Raw genomic sequence first — 21,178 nt, 5'->3', positions numbered from 1 at the left:
TCCGCGACCCGCCCGGCCGGTGGGTCGTCACAGCGAGAGCGAGACGCCCGACGATGCTGCCGGACACCGAGGGTTGGTTCCGACGCCGGAGCCTGACCGCCCGGGACTTCGACGCCGCCGGGGTGGCCGCGGCGAAGGCCGGCCGACGCCTGTCGGTGGTCCTGCCCGCCCGCGACGAGGAGGCCACGGTCGGCGCCATCGTCACCGCGCTGCGCGAGCACCTGGTGGAGGCGGTGCCGCTGCTCGACGAGATCGTCGTGATCGACTCCGACTCCACCGACGACACCGCGCGGGTCGCCCGCGCCGCCGGCGCCGTGGTCCACGCGCAGTCCGAGATCCTGCCGGAGTGGGGGTCGGTCCCGGGCAAGGGCGAGGCGTTGTGGAAGTCCCTCGCGGTGACGACCGGGGACGTGGTGGCGTTCATCGACGCCGACCTGCGCGACTTCGACCCGACCTTCGCCGTGGGATTGCTGGCCCCGCTGGTCCTGGATCCGTCACTCGGCTTCGTCAAGGGGTGCTACGACCGGCCGCTCGCGGACGGCGTCACGGTGTCGCCCTCGGGCGGCGGTCGGGTGACCGAACTCGTGGCCCGGCCTCTCATCGACGCCTGGTGGCCGGAGCTGGCGGGGTTCGTCCAGCCACTGGCCGGGGAGTACGCGGCCACCCGGGAGGTCCTCGAACGGATCCCGTTCGCGCGGGGCTACGGCGTCGAACTCGCGCTCCTGGTGGACGTGTGGGAACTGGTGGGACTCGACGCGATGGCGCAGGTGGACCTGGGCATCCGGCGACACCGCAACTCCCCCGACGACTCGTTGGCCCGGATGGCCGCGCAGATCCAGCTCACCGCACTCGACCGTCTCGTCCGCGCGGGCCGCGTCACCACGACGGCGCGACCGGATCAGCGGCTCACCACGTTCACCCGGTCGCCGGCGGGGGCCTACTCGCCCACCACCACGCGCATCGAGACCGGAGACAGGCCTCCGATGTGCGAGGTGAGGGTTCAGCCGCGGGCGGGCTCCTGACCCTCGGGACTGCGGGCGTCCGGCTCCTGCCGCGCCCGCGCGCGGCGCCGGTCGCGTAGCGCCCACACCGCGAGGCCGACGGCGGCCACGGTCAGCGCGGCGACGGCGAACCACAGGTCGTCCATCCCCGCGACCCGGCGCTCGATGGCGAGCTGCAGGTCGAACTGGGCGTCCACACCCATCACCGAGCCGAGGGCCGCGGTGCCGTCGGTGAGGACGAACATCAGTCCCACCGCGATGAACAGCACCCCGGCGATGAGTGAGGTGGTGTGCGTGCGGACGGGCCCCAGGGTGACGTCGCGACCGCGGATCCATCGCCGGCGCGACACGCCCAGCCGGTCCCACGCCAGGGCGAGCACCGCGAGCGGGACGACCATGCCGACCGCGTAGGCGCCCATGACCGCCGCCCCGTAGGCGGGCGAACCCCCGGCCATCGCCAGGGTGAGCACGCCGCCCAGCAGCGGGCCCGAGCAGAATCCGGCGAACCCGTAGAGGGCGCCCAGCGCGAGGACGGCCACGGGGCCGCTGCCGGTGACGCGGGACGAGGCGTCCGAGAGTCCGGGGAGCCGGAAGCCGCCCCCGATCGCGGTGTAGACACCCAGGGCGACGACGACGAGGCCACCGATCAACGTCACGGTCCCGCGGTGGACGGTGAACAGCGAACCGATGGCCCCGACCCCCGCCCCGAGCGGGACCAGGACGATGGCGAGGCCGAGCAGGAACAGCCCGGTCCGGGCGAGGAGCACCCGGCGGGTGCCGAAGGCGTAGGCGAAGAAGGCGGGCAGCAGCAGGGCCGAGCACGGGCTGAGGATGCTCAGGACGCCGCCGAGGAATCCGCCGATCAGTCCGATCTGTTCGGTCATCGGGCCCACGTCACCCGTCGAGTGAGCTGTCGATGACGTTGCGGAACGTCTCCGCGGAGCGGGCACCGATGATGCCCGTTCCGTTGATGAGGAACGTCGGGGTCGAGGTGGCACCGAGTGCGGTGGCCGCCTCGTAGTCGGCCCGGATCGCCTCGTCGTACCGGTCGCTGGTCATGTCCTCGCGGAAGCGCTCGATGTCGGCGACGCCGGCCTCGCGGGCGTACCCGACCAACTTCTCCTCGTTGAGGTCCGGGTGACCGCGGTCGGGGGAGTCGGCGAAGACGACCTCGGTGAACTCCCAGAACCGGCCCTGGTCGGCGGCGGCGCGGCCGGCTCGCGCGGCGGCCATCGACTGCTCGCCGAAGATCGGCAGGTCCCGCCATTCGATCCGCAGCTCGCCGCTGCCGACGTATTCCTCGACCAGGGCGGGCTCCACCTCGCGGGAGAACTTGGCGCAGAACGGGCAGCGGAAGTCGGTGTACATGGTCATCACGACCGGCGCGTCGACGGGCCCCATGGCCATCGGGTCGCCCTCCTCGAAGCGCGCGATGCCCTCCATGGACTCCGGGCCGGGAGCCTGTTCCGGGCTGGTCTGCCGATCGTCGGACACCTCCGACGTCCCCGCGGCGGACCCGTCGGCGGACGGTTCGCCCCCGCCCACCTCGCGGGCGAGGAGGATCGCCACGAGGGCGAGGAGTACGGCCACCACGAGGGACAACGCGATGACCGGGACGCTCGGACGACGGGGCACTTCGGGGCTCCTGCGGGTGCGATCGGGGATGGGACCGACCCGCGAGCGGGCCACTTCCTACTACGTTTCATAGTAGTTCGCGGCGGTGGCGCGATGTCAACCCGCCAGCGCGGAGCACATCCCCAGCACGAGCGTCGTCGCCGCGGCCGCGGAGATCGCCGCCGGGGAGACCGCGTGCACGAGCGCCAGCGCGAGACCGGGCCCCGTCCCCCGGGGTCCGGCCGGACCCGATGACAGGACGGCCACCCGGCCGGCCGGGGCACCGAGCTCGCCGAGGGCACCGCGCACGGCCGCCGCACCACCGGCACCGAGCGCGGCCCGCCGGTCCGCGGCCAGCTCGGCGAGGACGGACACCTCCGCTGCCGCTCGCCGCAGCAGGGGCACCGGCGAGAACACCGTGCGCAGTGCCGCCGCCGACGTCACCGCGACGTGGTGACGCCCCCGCAGATGCGCGATCTCGTGGTCGAGCACGGCCCGCCGGCGCTCCTCGCCGAGATCCCACAGGGCGGTGGAGGCCACCACAGTCCCGCCGGGCGAGGCCGACCCGCGTCGCCCCACGCCCGGGAACCCGCGCGTCGCCGCCCCCGGCAGTGCGTAGGCGACGGGTTCGTCGTCGGCGATCCACCACACCCGTACCCCGTCGACGTGGTCGGTGGCCTCGACCAGTGACCGCAGGGTCCGGGCGTGCGCCCGCGCCGAGCGCCGGGCCCGGGACATCGCCGCCACGACCACCGCGACCGCGGACACCGCCGCCACCACGGCCACCGCGACGACCACGCCACGGACGGCGGCCGGCCACACACCGCTCGTCGCCGGATCGAACATCGTCGCGCAGGCCGTGACGGCGGTGGCGGCGGGCGCGAACCCCCTCAGCGGCTGCACGTGCATCACCACCGGGGCGGCGACGAGCAGGGTCACGAAGACGACGCCGGTGCCGATCCAGGCGCCCAGCGCGACGCCCGGCCGCGCCGCCGCGTCCACGGCGCGACGCAGGTAGGCAGGGCCGGCGGCGCCGACGACCAGCGCCGCGAGCAGCATCCCGATGCCCATCAGGTGTCCCCTCCGCCGCGGAGGCGCGCGGTGATCCTGCGGAGCACTCCCGCCTCCTCCGGGGCCAGGTCTCCACCCTCCCTCGAGACGAAGTGCAGGAGGAGCTTCTCCGCGTCGCCGCTCGACCGGAGCAGTTCACCCAGGGCGTCGGCGCCGAAGTCCTCGCGGCTGCGCGCGGGCCGGTACCGGTACCCGCGTCCGACCTTCTCGCGCGTCACCGCCCCTTTGTCGTACAGGTGCGCCAGCACGGTCATCACGGTCGTGTAGGCCAGGGGCCGCCGGTCCGCGAGCCGATCCGAGACCTCGCGGACGGACAGGTCGTCGCCGTCACCCGCGCACTCGTCCCACAGCAATTCGAGGACGGCGGTCTCGAGCTCACCGAGACCGGGCAGCGAATGGGCCACGACAGCGCTCCTCCCGATCTATCTACCAGGGCCGGTGGCGGATACCCCGCCGGTATGCAGACCATGGTGGCATGAACCACTCGTCCGGCGCGTCGGCCGCCCCCCGGAACGCGCCCGCCCCCGAGACCGCGTCCTCCGAGGCCGCGTCGTCCGGGATCGCGTCGTCCGAAATCACGTCGACCCCGGCGGTGTTCGCCCCCGCCCGCGCCGCCCTGGCGGCGCTCGGGACCTTCCTGCTGATCGGCATCCCCACCGACATCCTGCCCAACCCGGTGTTCGGCCGCGAGATCCCCGTCCGCTGGTGGGAGTACCCCGTGCTCGCCGCCACCGTACTGCTCACCGCCGCCTGGTTCGGCATCCGGTCCGCGCGGGAGGCCGGCGTCGGCAGCGCAACCGGGCACCCCGCCGGAGCCGAGCCGTCCGAACGCCCTGCGCTGGTCACCGTGGGCGTGGCGACCGCCTGGTTCGCGGTGGCGTGCCCCGTCTGCAACAAGATCGTGCTGATCCTGCTCGGCACCACCGGCGCGCTCGGGGTGTGGGCCCCGCTGCAGCCGTGGCTCGCGGCCCTGTCGCTGGCCCTCCTGGCCGGCGCCGTGATCTACCGGTGGCGGGCCCGCCCCTGCGCCGATGGCGCCTGCGCGTCCGACGCCTGCGCGGTGCCGCCCACCGGGAGCGGGGACCGCGCTACCGACGCCGGGCGGACCCGCTGAGCATCGGCGTCAACGGCACCACCGGCGGGAACGGACGGGCCTGCAGGCCGGAGACGTCGAAGCCCGCCTCCGCGACGTGCCGGGCGGTGTCGCGGTTCGGGTGGCACCCGCCTCCGAGTCGGCTCCACATGGGTTCGATCCGGTCGGCGACGCGACCCAGTCGACCGTCCGCCCGGACGTGCTCGAGCAGACGCAGCTCGCCGTCCGGGGCGAGCACCCGCCGGGCCTCGGCCAGGGCGGCCGGGACGTCGGGGACGGTGCACAGGACGAGCCCGAACACCACGGCGTCGGCCTCACCGTCGGCGAGCGGGAGCGCCTCCGCCACCGTGTCCACCACCTCGACGTCGACCGCCGCCCGCTGCGCGTGCCGGCGGGCGTACGCGCGCAGGTGCGGGTCCGGTTCGACCGCCACCACCCGGGTGACCTCCGGCGGGTAATGCTCGAAGGTCACCCCGCTGCCGGCGCCGACCTCCACCACCGTGCCCGACAGGCCGTCGACCAGACGACGTCGCGACTCCGCCAGGCCGATCCGCTCCAGCACCGGGCTGGCCACCACCCACGCGCGGGCGAAGAGTGAGGCATCCTTCCGTTCGCGAGACCTATTCATGCGAAGATACGGTACCGGGTATCCGCCGGCCCTGGGGCCGGTCCAGCGATTCCCACCGACACAACGATCCCTACCGACAGAGCGATTCCCACCGACACAGGGAGGTCCGCCGCGATGCGCACGACGACCGGACTACCGGACTGGGACACGGTCCTGGCCGTGGTCGCCCACCCCGACGACGAGTCTTTCGGCCTCGGCGCGATCCTCTCGACCCTCGCAGCCGCGGGCGCGCGGGTCCACGTCCTCTGCCTGACCCGGGGCGAGGCCTCGACCCTCCACGGGGCGCGTGGAGAGGAGATCGAGGGAGACCTGTCGGTGATCCGCGAGCGCGAACTACGGGCCGCCGCCGACGCGCTCGGCGCCCGCGGGGTCACCCTCCTGGACCTCCCCGACGGTGGACTGACGGCGCTCGGTGCGGACGCGATCGACGACGCGGTCGAGCGGGAGATCGAGGCGGTGCGGCCGGACGGGCTGGTCGCCTTCGACTCCACCGGCATCAGCGGCCACCCCGACCACGTGGCCGCCACCGCGGCGGCCGTCCGCGCGGGCGAGCGCCACGACCTGGGGGTGCTGGCGTGGGTCCTCCCCGACGCCATCTGCGCCACGCTGGCGGGCGAGGGGTACGCGGGATTCCTCGGGCGCCCGGCCGACGAGATCGACCTGGCCCTGACCGTCGACCGTGCCGCGCAGCTGGCCGCGGTGGAATGTCACCCCAGCCAGGCCGTCCCGGGCAGCGTGCTGTGGAGGAGACTGGAACTGCAGGGGGACACCGAACACCTCCGGTGGCTCCGCCGCCCCTGACCGCCCTGCCCGACCGAACCACCGAACCAGCCGCCGGCGAACCGGCCCACCGCACCGAAAGGACCACCGCCCGTGGACGCCTCCGCATGGAACGCCCGCTACCTCGCGCAGCCCGATGCGTGGGGCACGACCCCCGCCGCCCGGATCGTCGCCGAGGTGACGGCCGCCGAGGACACCGGGCTGGACGTGGGCACCGCCGTCGACCTGGCCTGCGGTGACGGCCGACACGCGCGGTGGCTCGCCGCGCACGGCTGGCAGGTGCAGGCGGTCGACTTCTCCGAGGTCGCCATCGAGCAGGCTCGCGCCAAGGACTCCGACGACGGACGCAGCGGCAGCGTCGACTGGGTCGTCGGCGATGCCACCACCTGGGCCCCGTCCGAGGCCGTCGACCTCGTCGTCGTCGGATTCCTCCACCTCGACCTCCCCGCACTGACCGCCGTGCTGCGCAGCGCCGGCACCTGGCTGCGCCCCGGCGGCCACCTGGTCTACCTCGGCCACGCCGCCGAGAACCTCCGCCGCGGCGTGGGCGGTCCGCAGGATCCCACCGTGCTCCCCGACATCGCCGACCTCGCCCGCGGCGCCGAGGGACTCGAGGTGGTCTCGCTGCGGCACGACCTGCGGCCTGCCGGCAAGGCCACCGCCGTCGACGTGCTCCTGCACGCCCGCACCTGGGGCGGGGCGTGACCCGCGCCGGCGACGCCACGCACACCGCACCGGAGACGGGCCGGGCAACGGCGCAGCGGCGGATCCTCACCGTCCTCGTCCTGGCCCAGCTGCTCGCCGGGGCCGGACTCGCCGCGGGCATCACCGTGGGCGCGCTGCTCGCCGAGGACCTGCTCGGTGGCCCCGGCCTGTCCGGGCTGCCGTCGGCCCTGTTCACCGGTGGCTCCGCCCTCGCCGCGATCGCGGTCGGCAAGCTCTCCCAGGCCCGCGGCCGCCGCCCGGGCCTGGCCGCCGGATTCGCGGTCGGCGCACTCGGCGCACTCGGCATCGTCGCGGCCACCGCCCTCGAATCGCTGCCGCTGCTGTTCGCCTCGTTCGTCATCTACGGCTCCGGCACGGCCACCAACCTGCAGGCCCGCTACGCCGGGGCCGACCTCGCCACCGACGCCACCCGCGCCCGGTCCCTGTCCTACGTCCTGCTCGGCACCACCGCCGGTGCCGTCGCCGGGCCCAACCTCGTGGGGCCCACCGGCGCTGTCGCCGAGGCGCTGGGGCTGGCTCCGCTCGCGGGACCGTTCCTGCTCGCCGCCGCGGCGTACGGCGGTGCCGCGCTGGTCATCTCCCTGCTGCTGCGGCCCGATCCCCTGCTCGAGGCGCGCAGGATGGAGATCGCGGCAGCGGAGGCGACGCTCACCTCGTCGTCGTCACTGTCGTCGTCGTCCCCCTCCCCTACTGCGGAGGCCGCGGCCGCCGCCGCCGACTCCGAACGGCACGCCGTGGCGCCCGTACCGACCCGCATCTGGACGGCCGACGTCATCACCGGTGTCGTGGTGATGGCGCTGACCCAGTTCGTCATGGTCGGGCTCATGACCATGACCCCCGTGCACATGCGTGCCCACGACCACACCGTGACCGTGGTGGGCGTCGTGATCTCGCTGCACGTCGCCGCGATGTTCCTGCCCGCGCCCCTGTCCGGGCTGCTCGTGGACAAGTTCGGCACCCGCGCCGTGGCGGTGTCCGCGGGCCTGGTGCTGTTGGCCGCCGGAGCGCTCGCCGCCCTGGCCCCGCCGCAGTCCACGGCGCTCGTCGCGCTGGCGTTGATCCTGCTGGGGCTGGGCTGGAGCCTGGGGCTGGTCGCCGGCACGACCGTTCTCACGACGTCCGTCCCGACCACCGTGCGCGCCAGCGTCCAGGGGCAGGCCGATGTGGCCGTGGCGCTGTCCGGCGCGGCCGGCGGTCTGCTGTCCGGCCTGGTGTTCGCGTGGATCGACTTCCGCGGGCTGGGCTTCACGCTCGCCGCCCTGTCGCTCGTCGTGGTGGCGGCCGTACGGCCGCGGCGCGTGTCCGACCCGGTCTGACCGCCGAGTGGTCACAAATGCACAGGCTCGCCGTGGGCGACCTGGGGATATGCGAACGGAATCGACCACTCGCTGGTGAATCCCCGGGGCCCGGATCAGCCGACCGGCAGCCGCTCCCGCGGCTGCCCGGTACGACCGGCGGCGTCCGCGCGCGCGGCCAGATCCACGCGCCACCACACCAGGAAACCCCAGATCACGAACGCGCCGTACACCAGGTACAGCGCCGCCGACGGGTAGTAACCGGCCTTGAGCAGCAGCGGCACCCCCACGATGTCGACGCCGATCCACAGCAGCCAGAACTCGGTCCACCCGCGGGCCATGCCGTAGGTCGCGAGGATCGACCCGGTGAAGATCCACGCGTCGGCCCACGGCCCCCACGAGCCGAGCTGGGCGAAGATCCAGCCGAACACCAGGGTGCCGGTCACCATCCCGATGACGAGACCGGCCCGCTGCCGGCCGGTCGCCCAGTGCGGGTGGACGGCCACCGCGCCGGCGGCCGAGCCTCCGGGCATCGCGGCGCTCGCACGCCTGGACTGCGACCACCGCCACCAGCCGTAGACGCCCACCGCCAGGAACATGACCTGCCGGCCGGCCTGACCGTAGAGGTCCACGTCCTGCGGGGTGTGGAAGACGCCGCCGAGGAAGACGGTCAGAAGGGTGAGATTGCCGACGATTCCGACCGGCCACGCCCACACCACCCGGCGCATACCGCCGATGGCGGCCGCCAGGCCGAAGACGTTGCCGACGATCTCGCGCCACAGGATCGGCACGCCACCGATCATCAACTGCGCGTCGAGGAATTCCACGAGAAGGCTCATCGTGTGCCCCTTTCACGGGCTCTACACAGACGGCCCAGGGCTTGTGACGCGACGCCCGCCCGGCCACGGTCGTCATTGACCGGGACCGCGTCGGGTGACGCGGGGTTCTCTTCCATCCGGACTATGACCGTCGGCCCCGGGATCACACCGGGTCTGCTGACCCCCGCGTACGTGGAGTGGCCGGACCGGGAGTCCAACCGCACCGCGGGTGCGGGGCGCTCGCGGGCTCGCCGCCGGCCATGGGGCCGGTGACATCACCGCCGGTGGGGAGTTTCACCCCGCCCTGAGAACGTGTTCCCGTTCTACCCCTGACCGTGGCCGCGCCGCAAGCCGAGGCGGCGGCGGGTCGGCGGGCGCGGAGGCCGGCGGGGCTGCTGTCGCGGGCGGCGGCGGGCGTCAGCCGAGGGTGAGCTGCCCGCCGGACTCCGTCACCGGGATCGCGTCGAGCGGGCGCGGGGCCGGGGGCAGGGTGTTGCGGCCGTCGGTGGCGTCGTACTCGGCGCCGTGGAGCGGGCACCGCAGCGTCATGCCCTCGATCACCTGGACCACCCCGCCCTGGTGGGTGCAGCGGGCCGAGTAGGCGACGAACTCGCCCTCGACGGGCTGCGCGACGATCACCGTGGCCTCGCCGGCCCTGAACTGCTTGGCCGTGCCCGGCGGGATCTCGGCGGCGGGGATGGTGGTCGCGGGGACCGTGGTGGTCTGCTGCACCGTCGACGGGGGCTGCGCGGGCTCGGTCATGCCGCAGGCCGAGGCGATGCCCGGCAGCAGGATGATCCCGGGCAGGGCGGCCAGCACCGCGCGGCGCTGGGTGCACGGCCCGACGGCGGCGGCTCCACCGGTCGAGGCGGACGTGGCGGCGAGGGGCTCGGTCATGCCGCCCATGGTATCGGTCGGCGCCACCCGTCCTGCGTGTGCCGAACACCGTGGGCCGAACACCGTGGGCCGAACACCTAGGCTGCCCGTATGACGGTCCGCAGACTCCGACCCCACGCCACGACGATCTTCTCCGAGGTCTCGCAGCTGGCCACGCGGTTCGACGCCATCAACCTGGGCCAGGGCTTCCCCGACACGGACGGACCGGAGTCGATGATCGAGGCGGCCGCACGCGCCATGCGGGAGGGCCACAACCAGTACCCGCCGGGCATCGGCACCCCGGAACTGCGCCGGGCCGCCGCCGACCACGAGACCGCCCACACCGGACTGGTGCACGACCCGGACACCGAGGTGCTGGTGACGGTCGGCGCGACCGAGGCGATCGCCGCCGCGGTGGTGGGCCTGGTGGAGTACGACGACGAGGTGGTCGTGATCGAACCGTATTACGACTCCTACGCAGCCACGGTGGCGATGGCCGGCGCCACCCGTCGCGCCGCGAGGATGGTCCGCACGGGCGGCGAAATCCGACTCGACGTGGACTCGTTGCGGGACGCGTTCTCCCCGCGGACGCGGGCCGTGCTGGTGAACTCGCCCCACAATCCCACCGGGGCCGTCCTGCCGCGCGAGGACCTCGAACAGATCGCCGCGCTGTGCCACGAGTTCGACGCGATCGCCATCTCCGACGAGGTGTACGCCCACCTCACCTACGACGGGGTGGAGCACGTGTCGATCGCGACGCTGCCCGGGATGGCCGAGCGGACCCTGCGCATCTCGAGCGCCGGCAAGCTGCTCAACTGCACCGGGTGGAAGATCGGATGGCTCACCGGGCCGGCGGACCTCGTGGCGGGGGCCCGCACCGCGCGGCAGTACATGAGCTTCACCGTCGCCTCGCCCCTGCAACTGGGCGTCGCGCACGCCCTGCGTCACGAGCAGAGATGGATCGCGACGCTGCGGCAGGACATGCAGGCTCGGCGGGACCAGTTGGTGGACACGCTCTCGGGTGTCGGGTTCGACCTCGTCGTCGCACAGGGCACGTACTTCCTCACCGCGGACCCGCGCCCACTCGGGGTGACCGACGCGGCGGCCTGGTGCCTGGAGTTACCGGAGCGGATCGGCGTGGCGGCGGTGCCGTTCGCCCCGTTCACCGACGCCTTCTCGGCGGAGTGGTCCCACCTGGTGCGGTTCGCGTTCTGCAAACGGCCCGAGGTGCTCGACGAGGCGGGGCGACGGTTGCGAGCCCTTCGGGGGTAGTGGGTCCGCCACCGTCACCAATCTTTCGGACTGCGGTCCGTAATCGCGCCGACCGCGGGGCGACGTGCTCTACGGTGGGCACGTGACGCGCCACCCGGTGCGGACCACCGTCGTCGGAAAGGCCCCGCGTGTCCCACTACCGCAGCAACCCACGTGACCTGGAGTTCGTCCTGTTCGACGTGTTCGGTCTCGACGAGATCCTCGAGCGCGACGACGCCACCGAACTCGACGGCGACACGGTCCGCACCATGCTCCGGGAAGCCGCCGCGCTCGCCGAGGGACCGGTCGCCGCGTCGTTCACCACCGCCGACCGCAACCCGCCCACCTTCGACCCCGAGACCCACGAGGTCACCCTCCACCCCGACTACGTGGCCTCCGTCCGCGCCTGGCAGGACGCCGGCTGGGGCCTCGTCGGCGTGGACCCGGCCGTCGGGGGCGTGGCCGCACCGCGCCTGGTCACCTGGGCGATCAGCGAGTTCCTCGTGGGCGCCAACCCGTCGATCTTCATGTACCTGTCCGGTCCGCTGTTCGCCGGGATCATGCACTCGATCGGCAACGAGCAGCAGAAGACGTGGGCCACCAAGATCATCGAGCGCAACCACGGGTCGTCCATGATGCTCACCGAGGCCGAGGTCGGCTCCGACGTGGGCGCCGTGCGCACCAAGGCGATCGAGCAGCCCGACGGCACCTGGCACATCGAGGGCACCAAGCGGTTCATCACCGGCGCCGACACCGGCGACCTGTTCGAGAACATCTGGCACCAGGTGCTCGCCCGACCCGAGGGCGCCGGCCCCGGCACCAAGGGCCTGAGCTACTTCCTCGTGCCCAAGTACATGCCGGACCCGGAGACCGCCGCGCCGGGCGAGCGCAACGGCGTCTACGTCACCGGCATCGAGAAGAAGATGGGCCTGGCCGCCTCCGCGACCTGCGAGGTGGCTTTCGGCGCGCACGGCCGACCCGCCGTGGGGTTCCTGGCCGGTGACGTCCACCTGGGCATCAAGCAGATGTTCAAGACCATCGAGGCCGCCCGGATGATGGTCGGCACCAAGGCCATCTCCACCCTCTCCACGGGCTATCTGAACGCTCTCGAGTTCGCGCGCGAGCGGGTCCAGGGCAACGACATGGCCGACGCCGGCAACCCGGACGCCACGAAGGTCACCGTCATCCACCACCCGGACGTGCGCCGGTCGCTGCTCACGCAGAAGGCGTACGCCGAGGGGCTGCGCGCGGTGTACCTCTACGCCGCCGCCCACCAGGACATCGTGTCCGCCGAGGTCGTCTCCGGCGCCGGGCCCGAGCTCGCGCACACGGTCAACGACCTGCTCCTGCCCATCGTCAAGGGGGTGGGCTCCGAGCGGTCCTACCAGTGCCTCGCCGAGTCACTGCAGTGCTTCGGCGGTTCCGGGTACCTCAAGGACCACCCCGTCGAGCAGTACCTCCGCGACGCGAAGATCGACTCCCTCTACGAGGGCACCACCGCGATCCAGGCGCAGGATTTCTTCTTCCGCAAGATCATCCGCGACGGCGGGACCGCACTGGGCCACGTCGCGGCGCAGATCCACCGCACCGTGGACGAGGCAGGAGCCGCCGAGGCCGGTCCCGCCGAGCTCGAGACCGCGCGCGCCGGGGTGGCCGGCGCCCTGGCCGACGTCGAGTCGATGGTCGGCACCCTCACGGAGCACCTCATGGGCGCCCAGGAGGATCCCGAGAAGCTCTACCTCATCGGGCTCGGAGCGGTCCCGCTGCTCATGGCCGTCGGCGACCTCATGGTGGGATGGATGCTCCTGCGCGAGGCGGGCGTGGCGCTGGACCGGCTGCCGGAGGCGACCGGCGACGACCACGACTTCTACACCGGCAAGGTGACGGTGGCGAACTTCTTCGCCCGCGCCCACCTGCCGCAGGTCGGCGCCGCGCGGGCCACCATCGAGGCGCTCGACGTGGACGTCATGCACATGCCCGAGGGCGCGTTCTAGGTCGGGGCCTTCCGGCTCGGCCCGCCGGGGCGGCAGCGCACCTCGTCGTCGTCGATCCCGGCCCGCCCCGCCCCTCCCTCGTCGAGAAGAGCGTTTCGCCCGCGTCTGCCGAGTAGAAGTGGGCGAAACGCTCTTCTCGACGGGGACCTGGGACGGGGGGACTCAGCGGCCGGTGGTGAGGACGATCTTGCCCACCGCGCCGCGGCCGTCCATGAGCTCCAGGGCCTCCGTGGCCTGCTCCAGGGGGAACTCGGCGCCCACCAGCGGGTCGAGCTTGCCGGCGGCCAGCAGCGGCTCGACCTCGGCCCACTGCTTCTGCAGGTAACCGGGATTGGACATCCAGTACTCGCCCCAGCCCACGCCCACGGCGCTCTTGTTGCCCAGCAGCAGGCGGTTGACCTTGACCGTGGGGATCTCGCCGCCGGTGAACCCGATGACGAGGATCCGCCCCTCCTGACCGAGGGACCGGATGGAGTCGGTGAACCGGTCACCGCCCACGGGGTCGACGACAATGTCGACACCCTTCCCACCGGTGAGGTCCTTCACGGCGTCCTTGAAGCCCTCGGGCGCGATCGAGTCGCTCGCCCCGGCCTTCAGCGCCAGGTCCCGCTTCTCCTCCGTGGAGGCCACGGCGATGACGCGGGCACCCATCGCGGTCGCGAACTGGGTGGCCGCGATCCCGATCCCGCCGCCCGCGCCGTGGACCAGCACCGTCTCCCCCGCCTGCAGCCGGCCGCGGTGGGCCAACGCGAAGTGGACGGTGAGCACGTTCATCGGGATCGAGGCGCCCTGCGTGAACGACAGGCTGTCCGGGAGACGGAACACCTGACCGGGATCGGCCGAGACCACCTCGGCGAACCCGCCCAGACCCGGGAACGCACACACGCGGTCACCGGCGGCGAACCCCGAGCCGTCGGGGGCGGACCGCACCACGCCCGCCACCTCCGAGCCGGGGACGAACGGAAGCGGCGGCGAGATCTGGTACTTGCCGCGCGTCTGCAGCACCTCGGGGAAGGTCACCCCGGCGGCGTGGACGTCGATCAGCACCGCACCCGCGTCGGGCTCGGGGACGTCCACCACCTCGAGAGCGGCGGGTCCGTCATGGCTGGAGATGTGGATGGCACGCATGCGGTCCATAGTGTCAGCCCGTCACCGAACGCATGCGCCCTCCGCCTCACGCTGGTGCCGCCGACGGCGGAGCAGGTGCAGGGCCAGCCCCACCGCCACGAACACCTGACCGATCTGGAAGGCCAGTGCCATGACGATGAACTCGCGGCCGAACGTCGTCGGCGAGATCAGGAGGGCTGCGCAGATGCCCAGCAGGACGACCGTGATGAGCTGCCCGCCCGCCAGGAACCGCCGCGGATTCGTGGTGAGCTGGCGACGGAACGCCATCAACAGCGAGTTGAGCGCCACCAGCAGACACACCGGGACGCCGATCTGGGCCGGGAACAGGAACAGCACCACGAACAGCGGGTGGGAACTGAGGGTGACCGTGCCCTCGAACAGGAACTGCGGAACACTCCACAGGGCCGTGAGCAGCGCGCAGATCACCGAGATCCACGAACCGCCCACGAGGATCCTCACGCGGAGAGAATAACGCCGCCGGTCACTCCCTCGTCAGCGCCTCACCGATCGGGATGTCGCCGTCCGAGAATTCGATGGTGCGACCGGCGGTGTCCGGTCGGCGCAGGACGGCGGCGATGACGGCGGCCACCGCGTCCCTGCTGGTCGACCGGTCCTCGCGCTTGTCGTCGCCCACCCCGATGGTCTCGCCGCCGGGCTCGTCGGTCAGCGCCCCCGGCCCGAGGATCGTCCACCCCAGGTCCGAGTCGCGCAGGTGCGCGTCCGCGGCGCCCTTGGCCTCCGCGTACGGGAAGAACGAGTCGTCCTCCGGGACGCCGTGGTCGGGGCCCGCACCGTCGTAGGAGACCATGACGTAGCGTCCCACCTCCTCGGCGGCGCTCGCGTCCATCGAGCGGATGGCGGCGTCACGGTCCACCGCGAAGGTGCGGTCGGGGTTCCCGCCGCCGGCGCCGGCGGTCCAGACGACCGCCCCGCTGCCGCGCACGATCTCGCGGAGCCCATCGACGTCGAGCGTCTCCACGTCCGCGACGACAGGGTTCGCACCCGCGGCGCGGACGTCGTCGGCGTGATCGGGATTGCGGATCACCGAATACACCTCGGCACCCGCCTCGGACAGGATCCTGGCGACGCGGAGGCCGACCTTGCCGTGGCCGCCGATGATGGTCACTGGTTTGTCGATAGTCATCTCTCCGTTGTACGCCTCCGCGTTCGCCAGCGGGGACTCCCCGGTTCGATCACGAATCCACAACGACCGGGCGTCCGTCGGTCCGGCGATTGGCCCGGTGTCGGACCCGGAGTGCATCATGTGGACATAAGCCGGGACTCACCGGCGGCCCCGCGTTCGTTCTTTCGGAGTACCGCATGTCCCTGTCCAGGTCTCGAACCCACTCTGCTCGGGCGGTGCCGGGTCCCCTCGGCCTGCTCGCCGCTCTCCTCGCCCTGCTCCTGGTCACCGCCGGGTGCACGATCCCGATGCCCGTCGGTTCCGCCGGGGAGACGACGCCCACGACTCCGACCTCCGAGGCGCCCGCCCCGGCGACGCTGGAGGTGATGCCGGCCGACGGCGCCACGGAGGTCGCCGTGGTGGACGGCGTCCGGGCCACGGTGGAGAACGGGACCATCACGGACGCCGTGCTCACCAACGATGCCGGCAAGGAGATCGAGGGGGAACTCTCACGCGACGGTGCGCAGTGGCAGCCGGCCGTCACCCTCGGTTACGGGCGCACCTACACCCTCGAGATCACGTACGAGGGCGCGGCCGGCGGGAGGAGGAGCGACACCCGCACGTTCACCATGGCCGATCCGCTGGCCGTCGTCACGCCCAGCCTCGTCACCACGGGCGGGGCCGCCCTCGAGTCCGACCGTGAGTACGGCGTCGGGATCATCGTCGCGGCCAGGTTCGACCAGCCGATCGCCGATCGCGACGAGGCCGAGAAGCACATGACGGTCACGACGACCCCCGAGGTCGAGGGCAACTGGTTCTGGCTCAACGACTCGACCGCGCACTGGCGGCCCCGCGACTATTACGAGCCCGGCACGCGCGTGCAGGTCGCGCTGGACGTCGAGGGACGCAGCCTCGGCGGCGGGCAGTGGGGCGGGGCGAGCGCGGAAGCCGACTTCACCATCGGCGAGCGTCGCGTGGCGATCGCCGACGACGCGACCAAGACCGTCACCGTCTACCACGACCAGAAACCCGTGAGGGTCATGCCGACCTCCATGGGCAAGGGCGGATGGGCCACCTACGGCGACGTGACGATGCACTTCTGGACCCAGCCGGGCAACTACACGGTGCTCGACAAGGCCAGTTCCGTGGTGATGGACTCCTCGACCTACGGCCTGCCGTTGTCCGCCGGGTACAAGGTGACCGTCGACCACGGTGTGCGCCTCACCAACGACGGGATCTACCTCCACGCGCTCGAGTCGTCGATGTGGGCACAGGGGAACACCAACACCTCGCACGGCTGCCTCAACCTGTCGCCCACCGACGCGAAGTGGTACTTCGACCAGGCGGTGACGGGCGATGTCGTGGAGGTCAAAGGCACGGGCGGACCCGAACTCGGGGTCTGGCAGAACGGTGACTGGTCGGTGCCGTGGGAGGTCTGGCAGTCCGGCTCCGCCGACTGACGTCCCCCCACGTCCCCGCACACGGCCCACGTAGCCCACGCGACCTACGAAATTCGCTATCCGGATTCCTGATCTGCGCCCCCGAATGGAGTAGCCGATCCGGAATCCGGATAGCGGATCTTCTTGTCTCGTGGTGCCTGGGTGCGAGGTCAGCGCACGCCCATCATGTTCTTCCTGATCCACGGCGACAACGCGGCCATGATCCCGGCCAGGACGATCGAGGCGACGCCCAGCACGAGGAAGTAGTTGCGCTCGGCGCCGGCGTCCGTCGGGTCGTAGTACCCCGCGAGCACGCCGGACAACGCGCTGCCGATCGAGACGCTGAGGAAGAACAGCGCGACCATCTGCGTCTTGAACGCCTCCGGGGCGAGCTTGGTGGACAGGGACTGCCCGACCGGTGAGAGCAGCAGCTCGGCCATCGTGAACAGGAACAGGATCCCGACGATGCCCAGCAGCGGCGTCGCCACACTGCCCACGAAGAACAGGAACACCAGGTAGGCGATACCCATGATGAGGTTCGCGAGGGCGAACTTCATCGGGCTCGAGGGCTGACGGTTCCCGAGCTTGACCCAGAGCGTCGCGAACACGGCGGCGAAGATGATGATGAACAGCGGGTTGATGGACTGCACCCAGCTCGCCGGCATCTCCCAGCCGCCCAGGTTGCGGTCCAGTCGCTGGTCGGAATAGATCGCGATCACCGTGAACTGCTGCTGGAACAGGGCCCAGAACGCCACCGAGGCTACGAACATCGGGATGAACGAGACCACCCGGCTGCGCTCGACCGGCTCCGTCTTGGCACTGGTGATGAGGAGGGCGAACAGCGCGATCGCGCCGACCACGGCGATCGCGGTGACGATGTCCGCCAGTGACTCCAGCGGCACGAGGCCGGTGGCGATGGCTGCGACGACGAGCACCGCCACGACCGCGCCGATCCCCAGGTAGCGGACGCGCTGTGGCCGCGGGAGCGGGTCGGGGACGACAGCGCCGACGCCCTTGAGGGTGGCGCCGCGCATCGCGACGTACTGGATGAGCCCGATTGCCATACCCGCGGCCGCCGCCCCGAAGCCCCAGTGGAAGCCGTAGTTGTCCCACAGCACCCCGGTGAGCAGCGGGCCCGTCAGACCGCCGATGTTGACCGCCATGTAGTAGATCGAGAACGCGGCGTCCCGCCGGTCGTCGGTCCGGCGGTACATGTCGCCGACCACCGTGGAGGTGGTGGCCTTGAGGGTTCCCGCACCGACACCGACCAGCACGAGGCCGATGCCCAGGCCGATCGCCCCGGGTACGAGCGCCAGGGACAGGTGGCCGAGCATGATCATCACGGCCGCGCCGAACAGCGTCCTCTCGGCGCCGAGGAGGCGGTCCGAGACCCAGCCGCCCAGGATCGCGGAGGCGTACACCAGACCGCCGTACGCGCCGACGATCGAGGCGGCGATCTCCTGGGAGTAGCCGAGTCCGCCGTCGCCGACCGCGTAGTAGATGTAGTACGCCAGCAGACCCTGCATGCCGTAGAAACTGAACCGCTCCCACAGTTCGATCCCCGACAGGTTCGCCAATCCGAGTGGGTGGCCGAAGAACCTGCGGTCCGAATCGGCGAGAGCCACCTCGGCATTCCGAGTTGTCATGTACGTCAGTGATACTCCTGCTCCCCGAGCCGGACAAAACCGGTGCCGCGCGAGCTGCCCCGTAGGGGTGGGAGTCGACAATCGGTGCCCCAGACGGGAGAATCGGACCGATCAGCCCGGGCGATCTGCCCCGGGCGCAATCGAGAAGCGCAGGAGCACCTCCAGTGAGCCGAGCCGACACCCCGGCCCGATCTATCAGCCCCCTTCACCGAAGGGGGGACACCGGATGAGCATCGCGCTCTCACTCCTGGTCGGCGTCGTCGTCGTCCTGGCCATCACCGCGCTCACGGGCTACTTCGTGGCGCAGGAATTCGCCTTCATGGCCGTTGATCGCTCGCGGATGGGGGCTGCCGCCGAAAAGGGCGACCCCGTCGCCGACCGCGTACTCGGGGTCACCAGGCGGACCTCGTTCATGCTGTCGGGTGCGCAGCTGGGCATCACCGTCACGACCCTCGTCGTCGGCTACGTGGCCGAGCCACTCATCGGGCGGGCACTGGGCGAACTACTCGGCCTGGCCTCCGTTCCACAGGCCATCGGCGTCGGTGTGGGCACGGTCCTGGCCCTGCTGTTCTCGACCGTCGTGCAGATGCTCTTCGGCGAGCTCGTGCCCAAGAACCTGGCGATCGCCAAACCCGAACCCGTCGCCCGCTGGTTGGCGCGGTCGACCACCATCTACCTGGCGCTGTTCGGCTGGCTCATCGGGCTGTTCGACAAGGCGTCCGAGGCCCTGCTCAAGGCCGTCGGCATCGAGCCGGTGCACGACAAGGAGCACTCCGCCACCGCCCGCGACCTCGAGCACATCGTCCACGAGTCCAGCGAGACCGGCGAACTCTCCCCCGAGCTCAGCCGCCTGTTGGACCGGATGCTCGACTTCCCCGGACAGCCGGCGGAGCACGCGATGATCCCGCGCTCCCGTACCGACGTGGTCCGCGGGGAGGACGCGGTCCCGGACGTGCTGTCGAAGATGGCCACCGGCCACACCCGCTACCCCGTGGTCGGTGAGGACTCCGACGACGTCATCGGCATCGTCGACCTGCACGACCTGCTGGTGATCTGCGACGACGAGCGGGACACCTCCCTGACCCTGGTGTCGGAGGTCATGCGGGCCCCGATCGTCGTGCCCACCTCCCTGCCGTTGCCCGAGGTGGCGGCGCGCCTGAGCGAACAGAAGGCCGAGATGGCCGTGGTCGTCGACGAGTACGGCGGGTTCGCCGGAGTCGTGACGATGGAGGACATGGCGGAGGAGATCGTCGGGGAGATCGCCGACGAGCACGACCCGCAGGCCGCCGGGGACGCCCCGGTCAGTGAGGGGTTGGGCTGGGTCCTGGGGGGCGACACCCACCTGGACGAGGTCGAGCGCCTGCTCGACATCACCCTGCCCGAGGTCGACGCCGAGACGCTGGGCGGCCTCGTCGTCGAGACGATCGGTGACCTGCCGGACGTCGGCGACCGGGTGGACATCCCGCTGCCCGACACCGACATCCTCGAGGAGGTCTCCGCCGATCGCGTCCTGCGGGCCGAGGTCCGTCGTCTCGAGCGTCGCGTCCCCGCCGAGCTGCATATCGTGGTCGAGGAGGCCACACGATGACCCCCACCACGACCCTCATGGCCGCCGAGGCCCAGTCCGGACTCATGAGCAATCCCTGGGTGGTCCTGGCCGCGACCGTCCTGCTCATCGCGGCGTCCGCGTTCTTCGTGGCCGTCGAGTTCTCCCTCATCTCCGCGCGGCGCCACCGCCTCGAGGACGCCGCCGCCACCAGCAGGGCCGCCCGTGCGGCCCTGCGCAACGCCTCCGAACTCACCCTCCTGCTGGCGGGTGCGCAGCTGGGGATCACGCTGTGCGCGCTGGCGCTGGGGTCGATCACCAAGCCCGCCGTGCACCACTGGCTCACCCCGGTCTTCTCCGGCTGGGGCCTGCCGTTGTGGACCGCCGACGTCATCGCGTTCATCCTCGCGCTGATCATCGTGACGTTCCTGCACCTCGTGGTGGGCGAGATGGCCCCCAAGTCGTGGTCGATCACGCATCCCGAGTACTCGGCCACCCTGCTGGCTATTCCGATGCGGGCGTTCCTCTGGCTCACCCGTCCGCTCCTGGTCGCCCTCAACGCCATGGCGAACAACATCCTGCACCGGCTGGGTGTCGAGTCGAGGGACGAGGTGTCCGCCGGTCAGGACGCCGATTCACTGCGCGAGCTCGTGCGGCACTCCGGTGAGGCGGGGACCCTGGACGACACCCATCAGCGCCAGCTGCTCAGCGCCCTCGAGCTGCAGGAGCTCACCGTGGGCGACCTGCTCGGGGAGCGCGGGGTCGACACGCCCGCCTCGCCGGAGGAGATGTCCTCCGTCGGCGCGGACGCCACCCCGGGCGAGATTCGCGACACCGCCCGCCGCACCGGCCACCTGCGGCTACTGGTCCTCGAGGACGACACCGCCGTCGGCGTGGTGCACGCGCGGGACGCCATCGACGTCGAGGGGCCGGCCACCGCCCGCGAACTCATGCGGTCGAGCCTGTCCCTCGAGCACGACCTGACCGTCGCCGAGGCGTTCCGCCGGATGCGCGACGCACGGGCGCACCTCGTCGTCGTCGAACAATCCGGCGGGCACCCGGGCACCCACGTCTCCGAGGTCCGCGGCGTCCTCACCCTCGACGACGTGGTCCGTCGCCTCCTGCCCGTCACCTCGGGGTAGATAGGCG

21 protein-coding genes and 1 riboswitch are annotated in these 21,178 nt (G+C 72.0%); of the genes, 10 read left to right on the top strand and 11 right to left on the bottom strand.

The features are described from left to right. Positions 1-53: 53 nt before the first annotated feature. Complete coding sequence (locus tag G6R20_RS09180; protein ID WP_163376204.1) at positions 54-1,022, top strand: glucosyl-3-phosphoglycerate synthase; 969 nt, start codon at positions 54-56, stop codon at positions 1,020-1,022. On the opposite strand, the gene G6R20_RS09175 is transcribed toward G6R20_RS09180, so the two are convergent. The 4 genes from G6R20_RS09175 to G6R20_RS09160 form a co-directional block, all read right to left on the bottom strand. After that, positions 1,001-1,885: a cytochrome c biogenesis CcdA family protein gene (locus G6R20_RS09175; protein WP_163376203.1), complete on the bottom strand. Its 885-nt coding sequence runs from the start codon at positions 1,883-1,885 to the stop codon at positions 1,001-1,003. The two genes, G6R20_RS09180 and G6R20_RS09175, sit on opposite strands and share 22 nt — an antisense overlap. 10 nt (positions 1,886-1,895) lie before the next feature. Continuing rightward, complete coding sequence (locus G6R20_RS09170) at positions 1,896-2,636, bottom strand: thioredoxin domain-containing protein (protein WP_240341359.1); 741 nt, start codon at positions 2,634-2,636, stop codon at positions 1,896-1,898. Positions 2,637-2,732: 96 nt separating this feature from the next. Continuing rightward, a complete protein-coding gene (locus G6R20_RS09165) occupies positions 2,733-3,686 on the bottom strand; it encodes a M48 family metalloprotease (protein ID WP_163376202.1) in 954 nt (317 codons plus the stop codon). Next, complete coding sequence (locus G6R20_RS09160; RefSeq protein WP_240341358.1) at positions 3,686-4,090, bottom strand: BlaI/MecI/CopY family transcriptional regulator; 405 nt, start codon at positions 4,088-4,090, stop codon at positions 3,686-3,688. The genes G6R20_RS09165 and G6R20_RS09160 overlap by 1 nt, the downstream gene beginning before the upstream one ends. 71 nt (positions 4,091-4,161) lie before the next feature. On the opposite strand from G6R20_RS09160, the gene G6R20_RS09155 reads away from it, so the two are divergent. Next, positions 4,162-4,800: a hypothetical protein gene (locus tag G6R20_RS09155; RefSeq protein WP_067719055.1), complete on the top strand. Its 639-nt coding sequence runs from the start codon at positions 4,162-4,164 to the stop codon at positions 4,798-4,800. Here the strand turns inward: G6R20_RS09155 and G6R20_RS09150 are convergent. Then, on the bottom strand, positions 4,775-5,407 hold the full coding sequence (locus tag G6R20_RS09150) for a class I SAM-dependent methyltransferase (protein WP_067719052.1): 633 nt from the start codon (positions 5,405-5,407) through the stop codon (positions 4,775-4,777). The genes G6R20_RS09155 and G6R20_RS09150 overlap by 26 nt on opposite strands. A gap of 114 nt (positions 5,408-5,521) precedes the next feature. On the opposite strand from G6R20_RS09150, the gene G6R20_RS09145 reads away from it, so the two are divergent. The 3 genes from G6R20_RS09145 (at position 5,522) to G6R20_RS09135 (ending at position 8,229) form a co-directional block, all read left to right on the top strand. Beyond that, positions 5,522-6,208 (top strand): PIG-L deacetylase family protein, encoded by a 687-nt coding sequence (locus tag G6R20_RS09145; RefSeq protein WP_163376201.1) that lies wholly within the window; start codon positions 5,522-5,524, stop codon positions 6,206-6,208. Positions 6,209-6,280: 72 nt separating this feature from the next. Continuing rightward, on the top strand, positions 6,281-6,892 hold the full coding sequence (locus G6R20_RS09140; protein ID WP_067719047.1) for a class I SAM-dependent methyltransferase: 612 nt from the start codon (positions 6,281-6,283) through the stop codon (positions 6,890-6,892). Next, positions 6,889-8,229 carry an MFS transporter gene (locus G6R20_RS09135; protein WP_163376200.1) on the top strand — a complete coding sequence of 447 codons (1,341 nt, stop codon included), beginning with the start codon at positions 6,889-6,891 and terminating at the stop codon, positions 8,227-8,229. Before G6R20_RS09140 ends, G6R20_RS09135 begins: the two co-directional genes overlap by 4 nt. A 95-nt stretch (positions 8,230-8,324) precedes the next feature. Here G6R20_RS09135 and G6R20_RS09130 read toward each other — a convergent pair whose 3' ends face one another. Together G6R20_RS09130 and G6R20_RS09125 are read right to left on the bottom strand one after the other, a co-directional pair. After that, on the bottom strand, positions 8,325-9,047 hold the full coding sequence (locus G6R20_RS09130) for a nicotinamide mononucleotide transporter family protein (protein WP_163376199.1): 723 nt from the start codon (positions 9,045-9,047) through the stop codon (positions 8,325-8,327). Positions 9,048-9,147: 100 nt separating this feature from the next. Then, a riboswitch (FMN riboswitch) is annotated at positions 9,148-9,342 on the bottom strand. A gap of 101 nt (positions 9,343-9,443) precedes the next feature. Next, positions 9,444-9,923 (bottom strand): Rieske (2Fe-2S) protein, encoded by a 480-nt coding sequence (locus G6R20_RS09125; RefSeq protein ID WP_082924071.1) that lies wholly within the window; start codon positions 9,921-9,923, stop codon positions 9,444-9,446. Between the two features lie 90 nt (positions 9,924-10,013). On the opposite strand from G6R20_RS09125, the gene G6R20_RS09120 reads away from it, so the two are divergent. Continuing rightward, entirely contained in the window at positions 10,014-11,174 is a 1,161-nt protein-coding gene (locus G6R20_RS09120) for a pyridoxal phosphate-dependent aminotransferase (protein WP_067719039.1), read from the top strand. Positions 11,175-11,302: 128 nt separating this feature from the next. Next, positions 11,303-13,147 (top strand): acyl-CoA dehydrogenase, encoded by a 1,845-nt coding sequence (locus G6R20_RS09115; RefSeq protein ID WP_163376198.1) that lies wholly within the window; start codon positions 11,303-11,305, stop codon positions 13,145-13,147. A 162-nt stretch (positions 13,148-13,309) separates the two neighbouring features. On the opposite strand, the gene G6R20_RS09110 is transcribed toward G6R20_RS09115, so the two are convergent. The 3 genes from G6R20_RS09110 to G6R20_RS09100 are packed head-to-tail and all read right to left on the bottom strand — an operon-like array spanning position 13,310 to position 15,419. After that, complete coding sequence (locus G6R20_RS09110) at positions 13,310-14,275, bottom strand: NADPH:quinone oxidoreductase family protein (protein ID WP_067719170.1); 966 nt, start codon at positions 14,273-14,275, stop codon at positions 13,310-13,312. 21 nt (positions 14,276-14,296) lie between these two features. After that, entirely contained in the window at positions 14,297-14,734 is a 438-nt protein-coding gene (locus G6R20_RS09105) for a hypothetical protein (protein WP_163376197.1), read from the bottom strand. A gap of 22 nt (positions 14,735-14,756) precedes the next feature. After that, positions 14,757-15,419, bottom strand: coding sequence for an SDR family oxidoreductase (locus G6R20_RS09100; protein ID WP_163376196.1), 663 nt, complete (start codon positions 15,417-15,419; stop codon positions 14,757-14,759). Between the two features lie 176 nt (positions 15,420-15,595). Here G6R20_RS09100 and G6R20_RS09095 point away from each other — a divergent pair, with 176 nt between their 5' ends. Then, the gene (locus G6R20_RS09095) at positions 15,596-16,858 is read left to right on the top strand and encodes an Ig-like domain-containing protein (RefSeq protein ID WP_163376195.1); all 1,263 of its coding nucleotides are present in this window, start codon (positions 15,596-15,598) and stop codon (positions 16,856-16,858) included. A 149-nt stretch (positions 16,859-17,007) separates the two neighbouring features. Here G6R20_RS09095 and G6R20_RS09090 read toward each other — a convergent pair whose 3' ends face one another. Then, positions 17,008-18,483: an oligopeptide:H+ symporter gene (locus G6R20_RS09090; RefSeq protein WP_067719028.1), complete on the bottom strand. Its 1,476-nt coding sequence runs from the start codon at positions 18,481-18,483 to the stop codon at positions 17,008-17,010. A 226-nt stretch (positions 18,484-18,709) separates the two neighbouring features. Between G6R20_RS09090 and G6R20_RS09085 the strand changes: the two genes are divergently transcribed. Both G6R20_RS09085 and G6R20_RS09080 read left to right on the top strand, forming a co-directional pair. Next, on the top strand, positions 18,710-20,071 hold the full coding sequence (locus G6R20_RS09085) for a hemolysin family protein (protein ID WP_069390358.1): 1,362 nt from the start codon (positions 18,710-18,712) through the stop codon (positions 20,069-20,071). After that, positions 20,068-21,171 carry a CNNM domain-containing protein gene (locus tag G6R20_RS09080; protein ID WP_227022199.1) on the top strand — a complete coding sequence of 368 codons (1,104 nt, stop codon included), beginning with the start codon at positions 20,068-20,070 and terminating at the stop codon, positions 21,169-21,171. Before G6R20_RS09085 ends, G6R20_RS09080 begins: the two co-directional genes overlap by 4 nt. The last annotated feature ends 7 nt before the right edge of the window (positions 21,172-21,178 follow it).

This window comes from Dietzia sp. Alg238-R159 (assembly GCF_900537145.1).
In the GTDB taxonomy this organism is placed as follows: Bacteria; Actinomycetota; Actinomycetes; order Mycobacteriales; family Mycobacteriaceae; genus Dietzia; species Dietzia kunjamensis.
Note: the sequence above shows the minus strand (reverse complement) of the source record. Positions and strands in the feature narration are given on the sequence as shown.

Coding starts and splice junctions, on each gene's coding strand:
- G6R20_RS09080 (WP_227022199.1), top strand. CDS start 20,068: ATGACCCCCACCACGACCCTCATGGCCGCCGAGGCCCAGTCCGGACTC.
- G6R20_RS09145 (WP_163376201.1), top strand. CDS start 5,522: ATGCGCACGACGACCGGACTACCGGACTGGGACACGGTCCTGGCCGTG.
- G6R20_RS09125 (WP_082924071.1), bottom strand. CDS start 9,923: ATGACCGAGCCCCTCGCCGCCACGTCCGCCTCGACCGGTGGAGCCGCC.
- G6R20_RS09090 (WP_067719028.1), bottom strand. CDS start 18,483: ATGACAACTCGGAATGCCGAGGTGGCTCTCGCCGATTCGGACCGCAGG.
- G6R20_RS09175 (WP_163376203.1), bottom strand. CDS start 1,885: ATGACCGAACAGATCGGACTGATCGGCGGATTCCTCGGCGGCGTCCTG.
- G6R20_RS09155 (WP_067719055.1), top strand. CDS start 4,162: ATGAACCACTCGTCCGGCGCGTCGGCCGCCCCCCGGAACGCGCCCGCC.
- G6R20_RS09180 (WP_163376204.1), top strand. CDS start 54: ATGCTGCCGGACACCGAGGGTTGGTTCCGACGCCGGAGCCTGACCGCC.
- G6R20_RS09110 (WP_067719170.1), bottom strand. CDS start 14,275: ATGCGTGCCATCCACATCTCCAGCCATGACGGACCCGCCGCTCTCGAG.
- G6R20_RS09120 (WP_067719039.1), top strand. CDS start 10,014: ATGACGGTCCGCAGACTCCGACCCCACGCCACGACGATCTTCTCCGAG.
- G6R20_RS09165 (WP_163376202.1), bottom strand. CDS start 3,686: ATGGGCATCGGGATGCTGCTCGCGGCGCTGGTCGTCGGCGCCGCCGGC.
- G6R20_RS09150 (WP_067719052.1), bottom strand. CDS start 5,407: ATGAATAGGTCTCGCGAACGGAAGGATGCCTCACTCTTCGCCCGCGCG.
- G6R20_RS09095 (WP_163376195.1), top strand. CDS start 15,596: ATGTCCCTGTCCAGGTCTCGAACCCACTCTGCTCGGGCGGTGCCGGGT.
- G6R20_RS09085 (WP_069390358.1), top strand. CDS start 18,710: ATGAGCATCGCGCTCTCACTCCTGGTCGGCGTCGTCGTCGTCCTGGCC.
- G6R20_RS09100 (WP_163376196.1), bottom strand. CDS start 15,419: ATGACTATCGACAAACCAGTGACCATCATCGGCGGCCACGGCAAGGTC.
- G6R20_RS09130 (WP_163376199.1), bottom strand. CDS start 9,047: ATGAGCCTTCTCGTGGAATTCCTCGACGCGCAGTTGATGATCGGTGGC.